This is a genomic window from Lautropia mirabilis, assembly GCF_900637555.1.
GTDB lineage: Bacteria > Pseudomonadota > Gammaproteobacteria > Burkholderiales > Burkholderiaceae_E > Lautropia > Lautropia mirabilis.
In genome coordinates this window covers 1,379,779-1,401,765 of record NZ_LR134378.1, presented here as the reverse complement: position 1 = coordinate 1,401,765, position 21,987 = coordinate 1,379,779, and the positions used below count along the sequence as shown (strand labels likewise).

Annotated in this window: 14 protein-coding genes; 2 read left to right on the top strand and 12 right to left on the bottom strand. The window is 66.0% G+C overall.

Features of this window, described 5'->3' with window-relative positions; translation table 11 throughout:
• Positions 1-63 precede the first annotated feature (63 nt).
• From EL249_RS05640 to EL249_RS05615, 7 genes are all read right to left on the bottom strand, one after another.
• Positions 64-549, bottom strand: a complete 486-nt coding sequence (locus EL249_RS05640; protein WP_005673787.1) for a DUF2269 family protein — start codon at positions 547-549, stop codon at positions 64-66.
• A gap of 102 nt (positions 550-651) precedes the next feature.
• Complete coding sequence (locus EL249_RS05635) at positions 652-1,128, bottom strand: Spy/CpxP family protein refolding chaperone (RefSeq protein WP_040531454.1); 477 nt, start codon at positions 1,126-1,128, stop codon at positions 652-654.
• A gap of 332 nt (positions 1,129-1,460) precedes the next feature.
• A complete protein-coding gene (locus EL249_RS13165) occupies positions 1,461-1,619 on the bottom strand; it encodes a hypothetical protein (RefSeq protein ID WP_005673792.1) in 159 nt (52 codons plus the stop codon).
• A 27-nt stretch (positions 1,620-1,646) separates the two neighbouring features.
• Positions 1,647-3,035 (bottom strand): class II fumarate hydratase, encoded by a 1,389-nt coding sequence (gene fumC, locus EL249_RS05630; protein WP_005673793.1) that lies wholly within the window; start codon positions 3,033-3,035, stop codon positions 1,647-1,649.
• 122 nt (positions 3,036-3,157) lie between these two features.
• Positions 3,158-3,355 (bottom strand): hypothetical protein, encoded by a 198-nt coding sequence (locus EL249_RS05625; protein WP_005673794.1) that lies wholly within the window; start codon positions 3,353-3,355, stop codon positions 3,158-3,160.
• Between the two features lie 558 nt (positions 3,356-3,913).
• A complete protein-coding gene (locus EL249_RS05620) occupies positions 3,914-4,585 on the bottom strand; it encodes a DUF4136 domain-containing protein (protein ID WP_005673796.1) in 672 nt (223 codons plus the stop codon).
• Between the two features lie 75 nt (positions 4,586-4,660).
• Positions 4,661-5,059, bottom strand: coding sequence for an H-NS histone family protein (locus EL249_RS05615; protein ID WP_005673797.1), 399 nt, complete (start codon positions 5,057-5,059; stop codon positions 4,661-4,663).
• A gap of 1,150 nt (positions 5,060-6,209) precedes the next feature.
• Here EL249_RS05615 and EL249_RS05610 point away from each other — a divergent pair.
• A complete protein-coding gene (locus EL249_RS05610) occupies positions 6,210-8,582 on the top strand; it encodes a Tex family protein (protein WP_005673799.1) in 2,373 nt (790 codons plus the stop codon).
• A gap of 169 nt (positions 8,583-8,751) precedes the next feature.
• Here EL249_RS05610 and EL249_RS05605 read toward each other — a convergent pair whose 3' ends face one another.
• The 3 genes from EL249_RS05605 to EL249_RS05595 are packed head-to-tail and all read right to left on the bottom strand — an operon-like array spanning position 8,752 to position 12,966.
• On the bottom strand, positions 8,752-10,605 hold the full coding sequence (locus tag EL249_RS05605) for an ABC transporter permease family protein (RefSeq protein ID WP_005673800.1): 1,854 nt from the start codon (positions 10,603-10,605) through the stop codon (positions 8,752-8,754).
• Between the two features lie 10 nt (positions 10,606-10,615).
• Positions 10,616-11,773: an ABC transporter ATP-binding protein gene (locus EL249_RS05600; protein WP_005673801.1), complete on the bottom strand. Its 1,158-nt coding sequence runs from the start codon at positions 11,771-11,773 to the stop codon at positions 10,616-10,618.
• Positions 11,774-11,796: 23 nt separating this feature from the next.
• Entirely contained in the window at positions 11,797-12,966 is a 1,170-nt protein-coding gene (locus EL249_RS05595; protein WP_005673802.1) for an ATP-binding cassette domain-containing protein, read from the bottom strand.
• A gap of 172 nt (positions 12,967-13,138) precedes the next feature.
• Between EL249_RS05595 and ypfJ the strand changes: the two genes are divergently transcribed.
• Positions 13,139-14,035 (top strand): KPN_02809 family neutral zinc metallopeptidase, encoded by an 897-nt coding sequence (gene ypfJ, locus EL249_RS05590; RefSeq protein WP_005673803.1) that lies wholly within the window; start codon positions 13,139-13,141, stop codon positions 14,033-14,035.
• Here the strand turns inward: ypfJ and EL249_RS05585 are convergent, their stop codons facing one another.
• Both EL249_RS05585 and EL249_RS05580 read right to left on the bottom strand, forming a co-directional pair.
• Entirely contained in the window at positions 14,036-17,866 is a 3,831-nt protein-coding gene (locus EL249_RS05585; RefSeq protein ID WP_126348106.1) for a pilus assembly protein, read from the bottom strand.
• A gap of 202 nt (positions 17,867-18,068) precedes the next feature.
• Complete coding sequence (locus EL249_RS05580) at positions 18,069-21,965, bottom strand: pilus assembly protein (RefSeq protein ID WP_005673805.1); 3,897 nt, start codon at positions 21,963-21,965, stop codon at positions 18,069-18,071.
• Positions 21,966-21,987: the final 22 nt, after the last annotated feature.

The following is a 21,987-nucleotide window of genomic DNA, read 5'->3' as shown; positions in this document are numbered from 1 at the left end:
GCCCCACATTGTCAGCCCCCCCGGCAAGATCAAAAAAGGCACGGAGGCAGCTCCTACACAGACTCAGCTTCGCTTGCGCGCCCACCGGGGTTTGGCGACCCCCAGACCGGTGATGATCAGGATCAGCAGGACGTTAACTGCCCCGCCAATGTCCTCAAAGCGATTTGCCGCCACGATTTTCTCCATGTTGGCCACCATGTCCGTCGAGGCAAGCGCCATCATCTCGGCACCAGCGGGCAGTACCACGACAAAGGCAATCAGGGTGACCAGCGCGGCAAGCCCCATGTGCACGCCAAGCCAGCGGCTGTTCTTCACCGACCAGCTCATCAGCCACAGGCCGACGCCACTAAGCAGGAGCAGCCCAAGCCCCGGCAGCGTGAGAAATTGCGTGGCAGCCGCGATATGCTCGCGGGCTGCCAGAAACCGGCCGCCACTCACGGGACCACCGCCAAGGATCCCGGCCACAATATGCCCGAAGATGGATCCCAGAAACAGGACAAGACCCATCAGGTGCAACACCTTCAGGGAAGAGTAGACGAAACGACGCATGATGGAAATCTCCCTTGGGGACGAAAAACCTCGGGAAGACAGCGCGGCACCGTCATGCGTTGACACGGGTTGATCGATGCCGCGCGCCCCGTCACCGGGTTTTCATTTCCGGTCGCCGAAACGCTCTTTCAGCTTCTCGCGCACGACCCGCTGCTGCCCGGCATCCAGACTGTCATAGAAGCTCGCCATGGCCTCCACCACTTTCGGGCTGTGCTGCTGCACGGCCTGCAGCTTCTGGTCGACCACGCTCTGGGCCTTGACCCGGTCGAAGCGTTCGCCAGCAATCACCTGCTGCAGGTCTGCCGCCATGTGCCCCTCACTCCAGAGCGCCTGGCGCTGCTCATCCAGCTGGTCAGCCAGCACTTCCAGCTTGGCCCGCTGCCCCACATTCAAGGACAGCTCCTGACTGACCCGTTCCACCACGTAGGCGCGCCGCTGGGCGGGGTCCTCTCCCCGCCAGTGCGGTCCACAAGGGCCATATCCCCCCCAGGGGCCCGTCCCCCGGAAACCGCATGCCACCACGGCGGAAGTCACCAGCACCACGGCCGTCAGGCCAACCAGAACTCGTTTGATTCCCATGAAGTCACCTCTGCGGGATCCGCCTGGCCATGGCGCCTTCTCATCGGCGGCCACGCCTGTCCGGATCCCGTCATGCCCGGAAGAACCGGCATTCAACACGTGCGGGCGGAAGTGCCCGGGCACGCTGAACATGGGAGACATGTTCGGGCACCCCGCCGAACCGATCATCTCGTTGCAGTGGCGTTTCTTTTCGTTTTGTTTCGACGCCTAGCTGCCCCCGGTACACCGCCCCTCAACAAGAAAAAACCGGAACGCCCCTGGAAGGGAACGTTCCGGCCGCCCATCGGCATCAGGACCGACGGGATGGAGGGACCAACAGGCGTTTCAGCCGATCAGGGCTGCTGTAGGTGGCCCGGACCGCCCGGTCCACCGTGTCCACCGCCACCAGGGCCAGGTCCGGGCCCCCACGGGCCGCAGCAGGCCCCCAGGGCGCCCAGCACCAGCAGGACGGCGCCCAGGCGCATGACCTTGCGTTGCAGGTTGCTCTTCATGGATTTCCTCCAGGGAATGGCAAAGAATCAGCCCACCATCTTCTCGGGCCGGACCCATTCGTCGAACTGTGCCTCGGTCACAAAGCCCAGCGCCAGGGCAGACGCCTTCAGCGTGGTGCCTTCCTTGTGCGCCTTCTTGGCAATCTGCGCGGCCTTGTCATAGCCGATGTGCGGGTTCAACGCCGTCACCAGCATCAGCGACTGCTCCATCAGCTGGTTGATGCGCGCACGGTTGGGCTCAATGCCGACGGCGCAGTTGTCGTTGAAACTACGGGCACCGTCAGCCAGCAGCCTGACCGATTGCAGCAGGTTGTGCACGATCATCGGCCGGTAGACGTTCAGCTCGAAGTTGCCGCTGGCGCCGCCAATGTTGACGGCCACGTCGTTGCCGAAGACCTGCGCACAAGCCATGGTCAACGCTTCACACTGCGTGGGGTTGACCTTGCCCGGCATGATCGAGCTGCCCGGCTCGTTCTCGGGGATGGAGATCTCGCCCAGGCCCGAGCGCGGGCCGCTGGCCAGCCAGCGCACGTCGTTGGCCAGCTTGAAGAGCGAGGCGGCGATGGTCTTGAGCACGCCGTGGGTCGCCACCTGTGCATCGGCAGCAGCCAGCGCCTCGAACTTGCTGGGCGCGGTCTTGAAAGGCACGCCCGTCAGGCGGGCAATCTCGGCTGCCACCTTCACGGCGAACTCGGGGTGGGCATTGAGGCCCGTGCCCACGGCCGTACCGCCCTGGGCCAGCTCCTGCAGGTGCGGCAGCACGTCTTCCAGGTGCTTCAGGCCATGGTCCAGCTGGGCCACGTAGCCAGAGAACTCCTGCCCCAGCGTGAGCGGCGTGGCGTCCTGCAGGTGGGTACGGCCGATCTTGACGATGTCCTTGAAGGCCTCGGACTTGGCCTTGAGGGTGTCGCGCAGCTGCTTCAGCGACGGGATGAGGTTCTTGTGGATGGCCACGGCTGCAGCCACGTTCATGGCCGTGGGGAACACGTCGTTGGAGGACTGGCCCCGGTTAACGTCGTCATTGGGGTGGATCTTGCGCGATTCGCCGCGCTCGCCGCCCATCAGCTCGCTGCCGCGGTTGGCCAGAACCTCGTTGAGGTTCATGTTGGTCTGGGTCCCCGAACCGGTCTGCCAGACGGCCAGCGGGAATTCACCATCATGCTTGCCGGCCAGCACCTCGTCGGCGGCCGTCTCGATTGCCTTGGCCTTGTCGGCTGCCAGTTGCCCCAGTCCGGCGTTGACCGTGGCGGCCGCACGCTTGACGGTGGCCAGCGCCCGGATCAGCTCAGGCGACTGCTTCTCGGTGGAAATCCTGAAGTTCTGCAGCGAACGCTGAGTCTGCGCGCCCCACAGGCGATCGGCAGGGACGGCGATCTCGCCAAAGGTGTCGCGCTCCATGCGCACGGATCCGGTCATGGGAATCTCCTCGGGTTATTGGAAGTAACCGTAACTATAGCGTGTTACGGCCCTCCGTTGCCGAGATAGTTCCCGGAGTCCGTCGGGAAGCCAACAGGCCCCTCAAGGGGGCCTACAGAAGGTCAGCGCGGCAGGCCGATGATGTCCTCGATGGCGAAGGCCGGACGCGAATCCATCCAGTTCTTCACGACGAACGATAGGGGTCTGTCCCCCCACCCCATGGCCAGACCAAAGGCGCAGATCTGCTCGAACGTGAACTGGGAGCCGACGATGGCGGCGGGTTCGTCGGGCAGGACGGGCGTGTGCGTGACCTCTGGCATGATCGGATCGGGCAGGCGCGGACCTGGCGGCAGTTGGGAACGGGGGCAAGCCTACGGGCCCTTCGCCCCCGTCCCAAGCACGCATGCCGCTGCCGGTCCACCCCGCCAGACTGGCGGCAAGGCCGGGACACAGACACGACAGCACCGAATGGCCCGGCGTCGCATTCATGCCTCACGCCACCTCGGACAGGACCGAACACACCTTTCCGATGCCGTGTTCGGGGGCAGATGTTCCCTTCCCGATCCTGAATGTCCTCTTCCGGGCCGTCGTCATGCCGGACGCCGTCGGATGGCCATGACTACACCAACCGGATGCGTGGCTCAGCGGGAGCACGGAGAAACATCAGACAGGCAAGACTGCCCGGACACGGGCCAGGGCATGGCGTCAGCCGATGCGGCCTGGCCGCACCGTTCACCACCCATCGGCAACCATCAGCCGCACATCCTTGCTGCGCTGCGCCCGAGTGGGCCGCAGCGCAGAATGTGCCCATGGATTTCTTTCTCTCCTGAGCTTGGATTAGCGGGTCAACCTACCCTGGGTGACCCGCTTTTTTTTGCTCATTCGGTCGGCAGGTTGACGGTCACGGTCTTGCCGTTGACGCCGGGAAAATCGGCAAACAGCGCATCGATCATGGCAGGCATCTGCGGCGCAACCGCCGCGGACTCGCTGCGCGTGACCAGCGTGGACTCATAGACACGCTCGCCGGGAATCGGCTCACCCGGGGCCGGTCCGCTTGAAGCTGACCTCACCCGGTCGATCTGGACCTGAAGGCGGTGACGGTACTGAATGTTCTCGGACGTGCCGCCAATGGGAATACCCAGCCCCAGGCCCCATCCTGTTCGATAACCGCCCCCCAGGCCCAGCGAAACGCTGCTGGACGAGGTGCTTCCGGTGACGCTGCCACCGTCGGTCCGGTATTCGAAATGCACGACCAGTTCAGCGGCGTGCAGGTCGGGCACGGGGACCAGCCCATGCCTGCGCAGGGCCTCACGGACCCGCAGGGAATAATCGGCATATTCCAGGCTCTCGGCCTGCCCCGGCAGCGGCTGCACGATGAAGTGCCGTCCGGTCCAGGCGTCGGCGCCGGCGTCCTGACGATTGAAGGTGGTGATCTGGGCCGGCGTGGTGCTGGCGCACCCGGCCACCAGGGCCGTCACCCCCAGAATGGTCGCTGCCAGCATGCGGCGCGACCGTTGCAGTGATGCCCGCTTCATGTCGAATGTCATCATGGGCAGATGATCCTCGTCGATATGTCGTTCCTGCCCGCATGCCCGGCCCGGATCATTCCGGCCGGGCAGAGTCCATCAGGACTCTTCGTTGACGCGGAATTCCTCGATGTCGTGGCCAGCCTCGACATGAGCGCGCAGCCAGTTGGGCTGCTTGCCCCGGCCGGTCCAGGTATTGCCCTCGTCGTCGCGGTAGCGGATGGGCACCGGCTTGCGGGACACGGAGCCCACCGGACGGCCGCGACGGGGACGGGCGCTGCCCTCTTCCGAGGCGGCGCCCAACCGTCCACCGGCCGGCCGGCGGCCGCGGCGGATGACCGCACCATTGGCCGAGAACAGGTCGTCCGGCGTCAGTTCATAATCGACGATGGCCTGTCGGATCTGGGCGATGATGCCCTTTCTTTCACGATTCTTGATGGCATCTGCCTGCTTCTGGAGCTTGGCGATTTTCCGGTTGAGGTCGATCAGTGAGGCCATTGTGGTGAATATTCCTGAAAAAGTATGGACGCCCAATGTGGCGTTCCAGCGAAGAAGAATACGCGATTTTTGCCCGCTTGCGAACCAGGAACAGAAAAAATGGATGAAATCCCTCGATCGGGAATGATCATCGTGTCTTTCCGGAAATGGTTTCGGGAGATATCAGCGCAGCATCCGGCAATGCGTGGACAAAATATCGAAACGAAGTATGCCAGAGACGCACGGGGAACTGCCGTGATTTCCCGACAAAGACCCTGACCACGCCATGGATCTCCCGAACGGGCCCCTGAAACATTTCAGGGTTTCCAGGGGAATCGTCCTGCACGGAGACGGACCACGCACGGGGAGGTGGAAACCGGGCAGGATGGGACGGCAAAAGGCGCGAGAGGACAGGCGGATGCACAAAAATCCGGCACCGCCGCGGGCAGCAAATGAAAAGCCCGCCGATGGGCGGGTACGCCATGGCGCGGTAATGCCACGGATGCATGCGCCCCGAGAACCGAGGCGGCGCGACAGTAAAGTGTGGTAGGCCGTGTTGGGCTCGAACCAACGACCAAAGGATTATGCGTACCACTTCGGCTTTCGCCGCCCGTTTCCGGTTCGTGGTCTGGACTCTGTCTTGCCTTTCGGCCTTCCCGTCGAGTCTCTACACGTTCTCCGACAATCCGGAGCTTCGCTCGGCATTGGCACGGCACCGAGGACGGCGCCAGAGCGTCTGCCGAATTTGAGAAGTTCTACCTCGGAGCAGCATGCACTACTCCGGGCAACCCATGTGGCGTTTCCCATGAACGGAACCGGAAGACACACGGCATGCCATGTGCACCCCGGCCGCCGGACGAAGGGAAATGCCCGCCAAGTCCTCTGCTCTGACCAACTGAGCTAACGGCCCACGCGGCTGATTATGGCATAGGTCCGGCCGTGTTGTTATTCTGCCAACCAACCCCATCCCTGATATGCTGCCGTCCCTTCAGGAAAAGGCTGCAACGGGGCTTTTTCCTGACCGTCATGGACGCCCGGCCCGAATGAAAGGCCTCCCGGCCGTCGATGACATGCGGTGCCGGCTCCGCGTTTGCATGGGCCTGTCCGATGCAACCTTCCCTGCCCGTCGCCGCTCACTGCCTCAACCCTCCCGTTCCATCTGCCCAAGCCCATGCCTCAACCGCTGGAACAACGTCTCGCCTCCGAACTGTCGATCAGGCCGCAGCAGGTGCAGGCCACCATCGCCCTGCTGGACGAAGGGGCCACCGTGCCGTTCATTGCCCGCTACCGCAAGGAAGTCACCGGCAACCTGGACGACACGCAGCTGCGCCACCTGTCCGAACGCCTGATCTATCTGCGCGAGCTGGACGCCCGCCGCCAGGCCATCCTGGACTCGATCACCGAACAGGGCAAGCTCACGCCCGAGCTGGCCGCACGCATCGACGAGGCCGACAGCAAGCAGCGACTGGAGGATCTGTACGCCCCCTACAAGCCCAAGCGTCGTACCAAGGCGCAGATTGCCCGCGAAGCCGGACTGGAACCGCTGGCTGACGCCCTGCTGGCCAACCCCATGCTGGTGCCCGAGACCGAGGCAGCCGCCTATCTGAAACCCGCCTTCACCACGCCCGATGGCGACAATCCGGGCGTGGCCGATGCCAAGGCAGCCCTGGACGGTGCGCGGCAGATCCTGATGGAGCGCTTTGCCGAAGATGCCGACCTGGTGGGCCGCCTGCGCGAGTACCTGCAGGAAAAGGCGGTGCTCATTTCCAAGGTGGCCGCCGACAAATCGGAAAGCGGCGCCAAGTTTGCCGATTATTTCGATTACCAGGAACCGCTTTCCGAGATTCCGTCCCACCGGGCACTGGCACTGCTGCGCGGACGCCGCGAAGAAGTGCTGACGCTGACGCTGAAACTGCCCGACGAGGTGGATGGTGTGGAAGGCCCGGGCTGGTGCGAGCGCACCATTGCCGCCCGGGTAGGCATTGCCGACCAGAAGCGCCCGGCCGATCCGTGGCTGCTGCAGACGGTACGCTGGACCTGGCAGATCAAGCTGGGCTGGCAGATCGAAAGCGAACTGATCAACATCCTGCGCGAGAAAGCCGAGGAAGAAGCCATCCGCGTCTTCGGTCTGAACGTGAAGGATCTGCTGCTGGCGGCACCGGCCGGACGGCGGGTCACGATGGGTCTGGACCCCGGCGTGCGCACTGGCGTGAAGGTGGCGGTCGTGGACGACACCGGCAAGCTGCTGGAGACGGCCACCATCTACCCGCACCAGCCGCGCAACGACTGGACCGGTTCGCTGGCCACGCTGGCCCGACTGTGCGCAACCCACAAGGTAGAGCTGGTGGCCATCGGCAACGGCACCGCCTCGCGCGAGACCGACAAGCTGGTGGCCGACCTGATGCGCGCCCAGCCACAGCTGCACCTGACCAAGGCTGTGGTCTCCGAAGCCGGCGCCTCGGTGTATTCGGCCTCGGAGCTGGCAGCGCAGGAATTCCCGGCCCTGGACGTGAGCCTGCGGGGTGCGGTCTCCATCGCCCGTCGCCTGCAGGATCCGCTGGCCGAGCTGGTGAAGATCGAGCCCAAGGCCATCGGTGTGGGCCAGTACCAGCACGACGTGAGCCAGACCCGCCTGGCCAAGGCGCTGGACGGCGTGGTGGAGGATTGCGTCAACGGCGTGGGCGTGGACCTGAACACGGCCAGCGTGCCGCTGCTCACCCGCATCGCGGGCCTGGGGCCGTCGCTGGCCGAGAACATCGTCCGTCACCGTGACCAGAACGGCCCCTTCCCCAACCGCAAGGCACTGCTGGACGTGACGCGCCTGGGCGCCAAGGCCTTCCAGCAATCGGCGGGCTTCCTGCGCATCCAGGGCGGCGACAACCCGCTGGATGCTTCTGCCGTCCACCCCGAGGCCTATCCCGTGGTGCAGAAGATGCTGGATGACCTGAAACTCGGTATCAGCGATGTGGTGGGCCAGCGCAGCGTCATCTCCCGGCTGGACCCGGCCCGCTACACCGACGAGAAGTTCGGCCTGCCCACCATCCAGGACATCCTGAAGGAGCTGGAAAAGCCGGGCCGCGACCCCCGCCCCGAGTTCCGCACGGCGGCCTTCAAGGAAGGCGTGGACAAGCTGGAAGACCTGCGCCCCGGCATGACGCTGGAAGGCGTGGTGACGAACGTGGCCAACTTCGGCGCATTCGTCGACATCGGTGTGCACCAGGACGGCCTCGTGCACATCTCGGCGCTGTCAGATCGCTTCGTGAAGGATCCGCATGAGGTCGTGAAGACCGGCGATGTGGTGAAGGTGAAGGTTCTGGAAGTGGACGTGCGCCGGCAGCGTGTGGCGCTCACCATGCGCATGTCGGATGAGCCCGGCGCCGAACGGGGTGCCGGTGGCCGCCCGGCCGGCGGTACGCGCCCGGCCGGAGGCAATGCACGCGGCCCGCGTCGTGATGGCGCCCGCCCCGGCAGCAGCCGGCAGGCCGAGCAGCCGCAGAGCGCACTGGCCATGGCGTTCGCCTCGGCCCGCAACAAGGGGCGCTGAGGCCACCTCGGGCACCCGGGCAGCACGCTCCGGGTGCCGCTTCATCATGGGGCATCAGGAACGGCGACGGTGGCCGTTCCTGCCCCCGCTTTCCCTTCAGCAGCCTTCCTGCTTCCGCCCTTCCCAACGGGGCATCTCTGCTGGTTCTGCCAGCCCCGCGCTCAGGCAATCAGGCGTTCTCGAGCGCCCCCCGGCTGCGCCGCCCCCTGGCCCGCATGCTGGGCAACCGGAACAGCGACAGCATGTCGGGCAGCTGATCACGCAGGGCGTACACCGCCAGCACCACCGGCAGCAACACCAGCCAGGCCGCCGCAGCCAGCACCTGCCATTCCAGCCGGGGCATGCCCGCCTGGACGGCCGGCAGGGCCGCCACCGATTCGGACAGCATCACCACCGACGGCGGCCAGACCACCGAGCCCAGCACCCGCGCAAACAGGAACTCCATCCACCCCACCAGGAAGCAGGCCAGGAAGGCCCCGCGCACCTGCTGGTGGATGGCCGGCAACAGCACCCGCACGATGAAATGCGTGAAGCCGAAGCCGTCCTGCATGGCCATCTCGTCCAGCGCTACCGGCACCTGCGCCATGCCCGCAGCCAGAATCCACACCGCCAGCGGGACCGCAAAGCTCAGGTGAGCCAGCCCGACCGCATAGGGCATGCCCAACCAGCCCAGCAACTCATTCAGGTGAATGAGCGGAAAGGCCAGCACCACGGCCGGCATCATCAGGCTGACCAGCATGGTCACCGCCATCAGCCGCTCACCGGCCAGCAGGCGGCGAGACCAGGCGTAGGCCATGGGGACCGCCAGCACCACCGCAGCGGCGGCCGTCAGCAGCGCCCGCAGCCCGGTGCGCAACAGGCTGGTGCGCCAGACCGGGTCGTCAATGACCGCCATGAAATGGGTGAAGCCGATACCCTCCTCGGGCGTGGCGCCCTGCAAGGCCAGGCGTGCCAGCCACAGCAGCGGCAGGACGGCGAACACGGCGAAGGCCGCGAGCACCAGCCATCGACACACGCCCCGCAGGAATCCGCGGCGACGTCCCAGTTCCAGATCCTCGCCGGCCTGCACGGTCCCGCCGATGGACAGGCGGCTGCGCCCGCGCCCGATCAGCCACAGGATGGTGAGCATCATCGGCAGTACCAGCATGGCCTGCAGCAACGTCAGGCACGTGGTCAGGTCATGGATCGAGATGTCGGAGAGCCGGTCGGTGAAGGACATGAGCCCCGGCAGCAGCCAGGACATCGGGGCCGCCCCCGGCACGCTGCTGGACAAACCGCCGAACCAGTCCTGCGATTCGGCCAGCCGGGCCAGCGCCCCGCCCCCTGCCCCTGCCAGATACCGGAAGAAATCGACATCGATGAACGCGCCCACCATCAGCCGGTAGAAGACGCCCAGCGCCAGCGCCCCTCGCAGCCAGGGCCACTCCAGCAGGCGGAAGGCCGCCCAGCCCGAACCGCCATCGAACAGCACCGACTGATACTGGACTCGCTGGATGTGGCGCAGCCGCGCCAGGCACAGCAACGCAAAAAGCGGCACCCACTGCCACAGGTCACGCAGCAGCATGATGGAGGAGCGCGCCAGGGGCGGCAGCGCCCCGGGCACGCACTCGGTCAGCCCCGGCACGCACCAGGCCGGCAACGCCAGCTCAGGCAGGAACAGCACCTTCCAGCCCATCACGGAAATGATGAGCGGGGTGAACAGCATCACCCCCAGCAGGGTGCACCACCAGCCGGAAGCCCGCCCCCGCAGGGGCAGCATCCGCGCCAGCCACAGCCCCAGCGCGGCTTCCAGCGCCACCATCAGCGTCATGCGCAGCGTCTGCGCCAGCAGCCCCTGCTGCACCACCGGGTCATATGCCAGGATCGACAGCATGTGCCAGAACCTTCCCAGCGTCCCCGACGACACGCCCAGCGTGAGCTGAACCAGCACCGCCAGCGGCAACAGCCACAGCAGCATCAGCGTCAGCGAGCCGGGCAACACCAGCCAGGCCGGAAACCAGCGCTCTCGATGCAATGCGCTCATGCCCTCGTCCTCACTGCACCAGCCTCCCGTCCACGAAGAAAAGGCTGTGCCGGTTGATGATCTGCAGTTTCTCGCGGCGGCCAGCCACCGCGCTACCGGACAGCACCGCCAGGTCGTAGGCGGCCGGCGTGTCGACCAACACCCGCGCACACAGCGGAATCTCGGTTCCGGGCAGCACCCCATGCAGCTGCATCCAGGTGCCATCATCCTCGACATGGGTCAGCAGCGCCTCGATGCAGCCCTCCTGACCCGGTCGGCCCAGCACCACGTGCTCGGCCCGGATCGCCATCTCGATGCTGGATTTGGGCGATTGCCCCTGCAGCTCGGCCAGCCACAGGTCCAGCTGGGGAGGCGATGGCGGCAAGAGCGGCACGCCGGCAAAATGAGCCACGCCCCCGTCCGAACGGCAGGGCAGCACATTCAGTCCGCTGCCGCCCAGCCGGCTGGCCACCGCCATGGTGCGCGGATACTGCACGAACTCGGCCGGCCGGCCCTGCTGCAGGATCCGGCCCTGATCCAGCATCAGCCACTCATCGCCCAGCCCCATCACGTCGGGCTGACCCCGGGTGCTGATGAGAATGCACATGCGCCGGCTGCGCTGCACCTGCCGCAGGCAACCCACCATCCGGCGGCGCCCCTCGGCATCCAGCACCTGCAGCGCATCATCCAGCAGCAGAAGGCCCAGATCCTCGCGGATCAGGGCACGACCGATGGCCACACGCTGCGCCGTGGCCGGAGCCAGCTGGCCAGCGCGCACATGCAGCACGTCCAGCACCCCCAGCAGCGAAGCCATCTCGGTCACCTGGCGACGCAGCTGCTCGGGCGAGAGCCGCTGGCGGCGCAGCGGCCAGGCCAGGTTCTCCTCGACCGTCAGCGCCGGGTAGACCACCGGCACGGCCGGCACCAGCGCCGTGCGTCGGCGTCCCACCGGCAGGCGGGTCACGTCCACGCCATCCAGCACCACCTGGCCGCGACGCGGCCTGTGCAGGCCCGCCAGTGTCTGCAGCAGCAGCGACTTGCCGGCCCCTGCCGGCCCGAACACCGTGCACAGGCTGCCTTCCTCCAGCATCAGGTCGATGTCGGTCAGCGACGGCCCCGGCCGTCCGCCCAGCCAGGAAGGCCGGCGCGATGCACTGACATCCAGCGAAGAAACCCGCAGAAAAGCCATTTGGCGCTATGCCCTCCCCGCCTTCATCGCAGCGCGAAAATCGTCGGTGCAGCTTCGGTCACCGGCATGTCCGGCGGCACCGGCACCACCTGGGGCCTGCGTTGCGCCCGTTCGGCAGCCCGCTCCACCTGCTGCACCAGGGCACCGGCCCCGTCGAACAGGTAGAGGGCGCCCGGATCGGCGTGGAGCACCACTGTCTCGCCCAGCGCCGGGCGCAGCAGCGACGGCACCAGGGCCGTCAGCGCCCCCACCCGGGCACGGCATTCGATGCGCGTGCCCGCGAGGCCGCATTCCACCCGCTCGACCCGCGCCGGGAAGGCCAGATCGCCAGCCGTACCGGCCAGCCGCAGATCCTCGGGCCGAATCCCCACCAGGAGCGCCGGATCCTCGACATTGAGCGGTGCCATGAGAGCCATGGCGGGTCCCTGCTCGATCTGCACCGAATGGTCCACCAGCGTGGCCCGCAGCAGGTTGATCGGCGGATCGCCGAAGACCCGTGCCACGTTCAGCGATACCGGATGCAGCAGGACGTCGATGGCCCGGACCTCCTGCTGCTGCAAGCGCCCCTGCGCCACCACCGCCGTGGCGCCGCCCAGGGCCAGCGCGACCTGGCTGCTGCGGGTGGCCACCGCCACGGCCATGCCCTGCTGCCAGGCCGTGGTGCAGATGGAGGGCAGGTCCTCCAGCATGTGGATGGCCTCGACATCCGGCAGCCCCGCCAGCGGATCATCCAGCAGGAGCAGTGCCGGCCGGCTGGCCAGGGCACGCGCCAGCGCCAGCCGGCGCTGCCCCACCAGCGACAGATCGGCCGGCATCAGCGACAGGCAGTCGCCCAGCCCCACGGCATGGGCCAGCGTGATGACCTGTTCTTCCAGGAGCTTGCTGCGCGCCATGCGCAGCGGGACCGCGATGTTCTCCCAGACTGTGAAGCCCGGATAGTTGGTGCTGCGCACATCCACCAGCGCCACCTGGCTGTTGCGGCTGCCGTCAAGCGCCACTTCGCGGCCATGGACCTGCAGGCGACCGGCATAGGGGCGCAACTGCCCGGCCAGCACCCGAAACAGCGCCGACTTGCCTGCTCCGGCCGGCCCCACGATGGACAGCGGCCCCCCGAAGGGGATGTCCAGCGACAGCGCGCGCAGGATGTCCCTGCCTCCATCCCGCAGGCAGATCCGGTCGCAGCGAATCGTCATGCCGAATGAAACCCAATAGCCATGCGGACCCCCTGGAAGCCACGGACGGCATCGTGCGCCGCCCTGTTGGTCTGCATTACAGAACAAATCGTGAGGTTTGGCAACTTACGCAACCAGTTGCAACACCGCGTCCCGATTATCATCGCCATGACGAAACTGCACGGAATCGACCATGCGCTGGGAGAACGAACGCGAAAGCAGCAACATCGAGGATCGCCGCGGCCAGAGCGGCGGCGGCGGGGGCCTGCCCTTCAGCGTGGGGGGAGGCCGCCTCAGCCTGGGCACGGTCGCCGTCATCCTCATTGGCGGGTGGCTGCTGGGAATCAACCCCCTTACTTTATTGGGGCTGCTGGCCGGCGGCGATATCGGCACCGGGCAGTCGCTGGCGCCCACCACCACCCAGTCCCAGCAGGTGAGCGGGCAGAACGACGCCGGCAAGCGCTTCGTCTCCGTGGTGCTGGCCAGCACCGAGGATGTCTGGACGAAGATCTTCGCAGCCAATGGCGCCCGCTACACACCACCGGGTCTCGTGCTGTTTTCCGGCCGCACCCAGACGGCCTGCGGCGTGGGCGTCACCGGGGCCGGCCCCTTCTACTGCCCGGGCGACCGCAAGATCTACATTGACCTGGCCTTCTACCGGGTGCTGCAGGACCAGCTGGGCGCGGCCGGCGACACGGCTCAGGCCTATGTCATCGCCCACGAGGTGGGCCACCACGTGCAGAACCTCACCGGCACGCTGCAGCAGGTGGAAGAAGCCCGCAAGCGCATGGACCAGCGCAGCTACAACGCCCTGTCGGTCCGACTGGAGCTGCAGGCCGACTGCTATGCCGGCATCTGGGCCAACCATTCGCAGCAGGCACGCCGCTGGTTCGATGCCGGTGACATTGCCGAAGCCATCAATGCCGCCGCAGCCGTGGGCGACGATGCCCTCCAGCGTCGCGCCGGCAGCTCCGTCAACCAGGAAAGCTTCACCCACGGCAGCTCGCAGCAGCGCCAGGCCTGGTTCCGCATCGGCAACGAAACCGGCTCGGTACAGCGCTGCGACACCTTCACCAACCGGCAGCCCTGATCAGGGACGTGGGCTGCCCCCCTTGGCCGCGCTCGGCACCGTGCCCGTCGGCACGGCTGTCGGCGTGGCCCCCGCGTTGTAGGTCATGTCAGGCACGGCCAGCTCGCGCCACCACCAGCGGTTCGGCCCGGGAATGCTCACGCACAGCACCTGCCGGCTGTCGGCCGTCAGTGCCACGCTGGTCAGCGTGCCTTCCGGGCACAGCCCCGGCCGCGGCGCCTGCGTGCAGTTGGCATCGGCGCACGGCTTGGCCGGTTCCTCGTTCAGCACCGCCGAACGCCCCGTCCAGTTGTCCACGCCCCAGCTCGACACGACCATGTCACGGCTGTCGATCTTGCCGTCATTGTTCGTGTCGATGATCTGCTTGGTGGCCATGCCGCCCGTGATCGGCTCGACGAAGGTGCTGAAGCCCGGCACGTTCACCAGCTCCGCGCAGGGATTGCTGACGTAGTCCACCTCCACCACCGGCGTCATCGCCTCGAACAGCGCCATGCCCGAGACCATCTGCGGCGGCGCGATGGTCCGCAGCCCGCGGTTGCTCATCATGTTCAGCGGGATGTGCCAGCCCCGGTGCGTGGCCCAGTTCAGCACCTTGGTGGGATCGGTCTCGTAGGCCAGCTTGCCGTTCTGGGTGAGCGTCTGGTTGCGGCGCACCAGCGTCGTCAGGGCAATCGGCTCGCCTTCACGCCACTGCCAGCCCGCGGCCTGCACGGTCCCGCCGGCCTGCGCCTGCTTCTGCACCAGCGTACCGTTGTCCCACAGGCCATAGTAGGACTCCAGTGCCCGGGACTTCTCATCGCCCGTCTCGAAGAGTTTGCCGGTACCGATCAGCACCATTGTGCCGCCACGCGGATGGGGCACCAGTGCGGGCGCTGCCGTCACCGGCCGCCGGTCCGCCGTGGTGAACAGCGGGCGACCGCCCAGCGACACCTTCCATTCGGCGGCCCGCTCCGACGCCAGGTCGAACTTCCAGACGTTGCCATGCAGGTCGCCGGCATAGGCGGCGGTGATCACCTGGTTGCCGTCACGCAGCAGCTTGATCCCGCCCAGACCGTTGGGTTCGGCCATCGAGCCGCGCCCCGTGTCCAGCGTCTTCAGCACCTTCCCGGTCGCCAGATCCACCACGAAGAGCTGGGCACGACGGGACTTGCTCTCGTACCCGTTGCCGAAGATGGCCACCCACGTGCCATCACGCAGCATCCCCACCTCGGGTGCGGCCAGCACATGGCCCAGCTCGGCCGCATGGCTCTCGTCCAGCTCCCACATCAGTGTCTTTGTCCCGAGATCGGCATCGGCCGTGCGCGTCATGTTCAGCGCAAACACCGCCTTCGGGCCGGCGCCCGTGGTACCCACCACCACGTTCTGCCACTTGCCGTCCAGGTGTGCGTCGGCCTCCACCAGCGGACCATCCATCAGGAAGCGCTGCTCCTGATTGTTCCGATTGGCCAGCCGGGCCATTTCCTTCATCACCACGTTCGGCGCATAGGCAAAGCTCTCCACCCCGTCACTGGCGCGGAAGGCATGCACGAAGCCCTCGTTGGAACCCACCATCACCAGCTTCTGGCGCGATGCGGCCCCCTTCTGCTCCTTCAGATAGGCACGGTAGGAACGGGCACCGGAATCCACCGTCTGGCCCCCGCTGCCCACGCGCTCCGGCAGGCTTGCATAGCCCTGGTTGGTGGCGGCCCCGATGAAGACCGGTGCCGAGTTGACGATCTGGCCCAGCACGTTCCGGCGAGGCCGGAACAGCGTGGTCTCGTAGTTGCCGTCACCCAGCAGGTAGGCCACCAGCTGCCGCCCCCAGACCTCGCGCTGCGCGCCCTGGCCGGGTGCGCCACCAGCATCAAGCAGCGCCTGCTTCAGCGTCTGTGGCAACTCATCGTTGCGCTCCGCACTCCAGAAGAAGTTGCTGGCACGCACTCCCGTGGTGCTGCCGTTGCCGACAATGGCATGACGACGGCTCCAGTGCGGCATCTTCTCGGCGGCGCTCCACTGCAGATTGCCTTCCCGGCCGTCCACACCCAGTGCAAAGGCCTGCAGGTTGCCCGTCCGGTCACGCGTCATGAACGACGGCACAAACTTCTGGTTGCTGGTCTGCAGTGCCCGGTTGCTGACCGACACCCCGGCGGTCGAACCCGAACGGTTGACGATCTCGGCCAGGATCTGGCGCATCGACGCCAGAAACTCCGTACTGTTCTTGACGTTCAGATAGCGGCCCCGACCGTTGACGGCGGCATGCCACAGGTCGTCCACCGCCTCGTCCGAATCCTTCCTCACGACGGCGGGCCACGACCGCCTGCCCGAAACGATGTCCTGCAGCGTGCTGGCCTGCGACTCAGGCGTCGATGCCGGCAGCTTGCCGTCCGCGCCAAAGCTCAGCGTGTACATCGTCACGTTCTGCCAGAACGACGGATTGTCGGCATCCACCGGAACGTTGTTCGCCAGATTGGGCATCAGGTCCCGGTTCCAGTAATACATGGCCACATCGGCCAGCGTGCGCCCCGTGGCGCTGCGATAGAGCCGGTTGTTCGGGTCATTCGGATCGTAGCGGAAGGCACGATTCTTGCCCGATGCCGGAATCACCGGACCCAGCTCATTGTCGGCATTGCTCATGCCGGGGATCCGGTCGATCTGCGTGTTGTCCTGGTCGTTGTACTGCCCGTCGGTCATCAGGATGTGATAGGAGCGACGGCAGCTCAGCTGACGCGTCTGGCCCTTGCTGTCCGTGTCCGACCAGGGCCCCTGCGCCCCGTCACGCTTGAAGTACTCACCCACGGCAATGGTGGCCCCCAGCAACGGGGTGCTGCCGGAGGGGTTCACCGACTGCAGCCAGCTGAAGAACGCCGTCTTGTCCTGGCCGTCGAACCGGCGCACGCCCCGCTCGACAACCCGGGTTGCGATACCGTCAACTGCCCCTTCCGCCTTGTTGATCCGGCCATAGCCCACGCGGACATCGCCTCCCAGCTGACGGGCAAAGGCCTCGCCCACCGCCCCCACGGCCAGCAGGTAGCGGAAACGGTGATACTGGAACCAGTTGGCGAAGTTCTTGTATTCCTGCTCCTGGGTGCAGGTACGCACACCGGGAGATTTCTGCCGGCATTCGGTCCGGTCGGTGGACTCGATATCGAATTCCTGATGGTCGGCAATCGACACGCGCCGATAGCTGGCCGGGTCATTCCGGTTCACCCCCGTCAGCACATAGTAGGTGGCCGGCTTCACCTGGGCAGGCGCCTGTCCCCAGGCAAAGGGCACGCACTTCGAACCCCGCTGAACGGAGGCTGCACAGACCTGGTGCGCGCTGCCCGCGACAGGCTGCAGACCTCTCAGGTTCAGCGTCTTGTCACCTGCATGCTTGTAGAAATAGTGCACGGCCCCCGGATCTGCGTCCGGCTCGCGGGTGCCGTCGGCATTCATCCACGGCATGTAGCGCACCTTCGGGTTGTAATACAGCAGGTTCACGTCCGAAGAACGCCGACGCGCCGACAGGATGTTTCCGTCACGCGAATCCAGCAGGCCAGCAATCCCGAAATAGGCGATCTTTGCCGGCTCCTGGGGATGGATGGCATAGATCTGGTAGGGGAGATCCGTATCGGGCAGATAGTTGAACAGCATCGAGCCTGAGTCATCCAGCGTGAACATCACGTTGGGCTCCACGACCGGGGGCGTGGCCACGATCAGCGAGTGCTGCGCGATCTCGGCCTGCACGGTCCCCGCACCAGCACAGGCCATCAGAAACAGGGCCAGGCGCACTGCCTTCCCTGCCCCGGCCTGAATGCCGGGACAATGTTCGACACCATGGTGCCCACCTGCCTTGCTGCCATTCACTGCCATGAAGATCTCTCCGGAATACCTGCCGCGCATCCTCGGAATCGCGCGGACTTCCTGATGATCCGGGCACTATCTTCATGACGCCGACTGCAGGCAAGCCGTTGCAGACTGCCGCCATGCAGCTCGTGACAGGCGGTGGCAGCACGCACCGCCACCCCGCAAGCCCTGCTCCGGAAAGCGGGCTGCGCGGCGGCGATACGCGGACTCAGAAGCGGGGGGCAGTCCCCTTCGTGGCACCCGGGGCACCATCACCGGCCAGTGTTCCCTGAGTAGCCCCTCCAACAGGCGCCGTCGGCGTGGCACCTGCGTTGTAGGTGATATCAGGCACGGACAGCTCGCGCCACCACCAGCGGGTCGGCGTCGGGACATCCACACACAGCACCTGGCGGCTCTCCACCGTCATGGCCACACTGGTCAGGGATCCTTCCGGACACAGGTTCTGCTGCGGCTGCGCCGTGCACGGCGCCGTGCTGCAAGGCTTGGGAGGCTCCTCATTCAGGACCACCGAACGACCGGTCCAGTTCTCCACGCTCCAGCTCGACACGATCCGGTCGCGGTTGTCGATCGCTCCATCATGGTTGGTGTCGATGACCTGCTTGGTGGCCATGCCCCCCGTGATCGGTTCGACGAAGGTGCTGAAGCCCGGCACGTTCACCTGCTCGGCACAGGGATTCCGGGCATAGTCCACCTCCACCACCGGCGTCATGGTCTCGAACAGCGCCATGCCCGAGACCATCTGCGGCGCCGCAATGAGGCGCAGCCCCTTGTTGCGCATCATGTCCAGCGGGATCTGCCAGCCCCGATGCAACGCCCAGTTCAGCGCCTTGCCGGGATCACTCTCGTAGGCCAGGCGCCCATCGGCCGACACGGTCTGGCGTCGCGTCACCAGGAACCTGGCCTCGACCGGATCCCCCTCGCGCCACTTCCAGCCCACCTGCCGCCGATTGGCCCCTTCGCCCTCCATGTCCTGCACCATCGTCGACTGATCCCACAGACCATAGAGCGACTCCTGCGCCCGCGAGCGCTCGTCGCCGGGCTCGAAGAGCTTGCCCGTGCCGGCCAGCACCATCGTGCCGCCGCGCGGGTGCGGCACCAGCACCGGTGCGGCCGTGAACGGGCGAGCATCCTGGGTCCTGAACAGCGGCCGGCGGTCGAAGGCCACCTTCCACTTGCTGCGATCCCCCGAGGCCAGATCGAACTTCCACATGTTGCCCTTCAGGTCACCCGCCAGCGCAGCGGTGATCACCTGATTGCCGTCACGCTGCAGCTTCACGCCGCCCAGTCCGTTGCGATCGGTCTTCGAGCCCACCCCGGTATCCAGCCGCTTGAGCACCTCACCCGTGGCCAGATCGACCACAAAGAGCTGGGCACGTCCCGATTCGCTTTCATAGCCATTACCGAAAACCGCCACCCAGGTGCCGTCACGCAGGACGCCCACTTCGGGCGCAGCCAGCACATGGCCCAGCTCGCGATCCCGGCTGGCATCCAGCTCCCACATCAGCGCCTTCGGGGCCAGGTCAGCATCCGCCGTGCCCGTCATGTTCAGTGCAAACACCGCCTTCGGACCGGCACCCGTGCTGCCCACCACCACGTTCTGCCATCGCCCCCCCAGATGGGCATCGGCCTCCACCAGCGGTCCGTCCATCAGCAGCCGCTGTCCGGTCTGCCGCTTGTCGGCCAGCCGAGCCATTTCCTGCAGCACCACGTAGGGCGCATAGGCAAAGTGCTCCACCCCGTCACTGGCCCGGAAGGCGTGCACGAAGCCGTCGTTGGCGCCCACCACCACCAGCTTGTCCTTGTCGTTCTGCCGCCCCTTGGTACCCTTCAGGTACGCCCGGTAGGTGCTGCTGCCGGAATGCTTGCCGCCCAGCTCGGTGGGCAGCGAGGCATAGCCCTGATTGGTGGCCGCTCCGATGAAGACCGGCGTGGAGTTTATGATCTGCCCCAGCACGCCACGACGCGCCCTGAACAGGGTGGTCTCATAGTTGCCGTCACCCAGCAGGTAGGCCACCAGCTGGCGCCCGCGGGCCACGGCCTCATTGCCGGCATGCTGATTGCGTGCGATGCCCTGCGTATCCAGCAGCATGGTCTTGACCGACGTAGGCAGATCGTTGGGCCGGTCAGAACTCCAGTAGAGCTTGCTGGCCCGCTCGCCCGAGGTATTGCCGTTGCCCACGATGGCACGACGCCAGCTCCAGTGCGGCAGCTTGTCGATCGCACTCCATTGCGGTGCGCCCTGCTCGCCCTTGCTGTCAAGCGCATAGGCCATCAGGTTACCGGTCTGGCTGCGCGTCATGAAGGACGGCACGAACTTCTGGTTGTTGGCCTGCAAGGCGCGGCTGTTCACTGCCACGCCGGCCGTCGAACCATTGCGATTGACGATCTCGGCCAGGATCTTGCGCATCGAAGCCAGAAAGCTCGTGCTGTTCTTGACGTTCACATAGCGGCCATGGCCATTGACGGCCGCATGCCAGAGATCATCAATGACCTCCGGTGAATCGTCGTTGATCGTTTCCGGCCATTTCAGCTCACTGCTGGCCAACCGCTCCAGCGTTCTCGTCTGGATCTCCGGCGTCCCGGCCGGCAGACTACCATCCACGCCAAAGCCCAGCGTGTACATCGTCACGTTCTGCCAGAAGGACGGACTGTCACCATCGACCGGCACATTGTTCGGCAGCCGCGGCAACAGGTCACGGTTCCAGTAGTACATGGCAATGTCTGCCAGTGTCCTCCTGGCCGGGCTGGGATAGAGCTTGTTCCTGGCATCATCCGGCTGATACTGGTACTGCGCATTGCGGCCCGAAGCCGGAATGACAGGCCCCGGCGTTCCATCAGCATCCTCGATGCCTGCGTGGTTCTCGAACTTTCTCGTCTTGAGGTCGTTGTACTGACCGTCCGTCATCAGGATATGGTAGGAGCGACGGCAACTCAGCATGCGCTTGCGCCCGTCCGGCCCCTGATCCGCCCAGGGCCCATCCATGTCGTCACGCGAAAAATAGTCACCCACCGAGATCGAGGCCCCCAGCAATGGCGTCCCGCCCGAAGGGTGCACGTCCCTCTGCAACCAGTTGAAGAAGCTGTCCTTGTCGGCTCCCTGGAAACGGCGCACGCCGCGCTCCACCACGCCCGTGTCACGGCCATCGACGGAGGTGGAGCCCTTGTTGATGCGCCCATAGCCCACGCGCACGTCGCTGCCCACCTGGCGTGCGAAGGCCTCGCTGACCGCCCCCACGGCCAGCAGGTGGCGGAAGCGATGGTACTGGTACCAGTTGGCAAAGTTCTGGTATTCCTGCTCCTGCGTGCAGGTCCGCACACCGTTGGCCGCCTTCATGCAGTCCGTGCGCTCGTCGGAATCGATCTGGAAGGAGGTCGCCTCCGAAATGGAAACGCGTGTGTAGTTCCTGACGTCGTTGAGCAGCTGCTCCCGCTCCCGAGGCGTGATGCCCTCACGCGTGAGCCTTTCACGGCCCTTGAAGAGGAAATACGTGGCTGGTTTGACGGCGTTGATACCGTAATCCTGTTTACAAGGATCGTTCCACCCCCGGGCAGCCCGCACGCAGACCTTGTGGTCATTCGGCCGCAGCTGGTAGGTGCCACGCAGATTCACTGTCACCGTGCTGTGCCCGTAAAAATAGTACGCAGCCTCGGGACTGGCCTTGGGCTCACGCGTTCCATCGGCCTTCATCCACGGCAGGTACAGAACCCGCGGATCGTAGTAAAGCAGGTTCACGTCCGGCGAACGGCGGCGCGCGGCCAGCGCGTAATACTCCGAAGGCAGCGCCCCCTTCACCTCGTAGGTCCCCACCTGGGCCGGCTCACCCGGGTGGATGGCGTACAGCTGGAAATTGATCTCCGTATCCGGCAGGTAATTGAACAGCATCGAGCCCGAGTCATCCAGCGTGAACATCACGTTGGGCTCGACCGCCGGAGGATCGGCGATGATCAGCGAGTGCTGGGCCATCTCCGCATGCGCCAGCACACCGGTCGTACCCGCCAACACCGCCAGGGCAAGCCTCACCCCCTGCGTCAGGCGTGCAGCCGACCGCATCCGATGCCCTTTCCGGGCAACGCCCCAAACAGCATCCTGTTCATTCATCTTCATGGGTCTCCTCATGGGCCGTGAG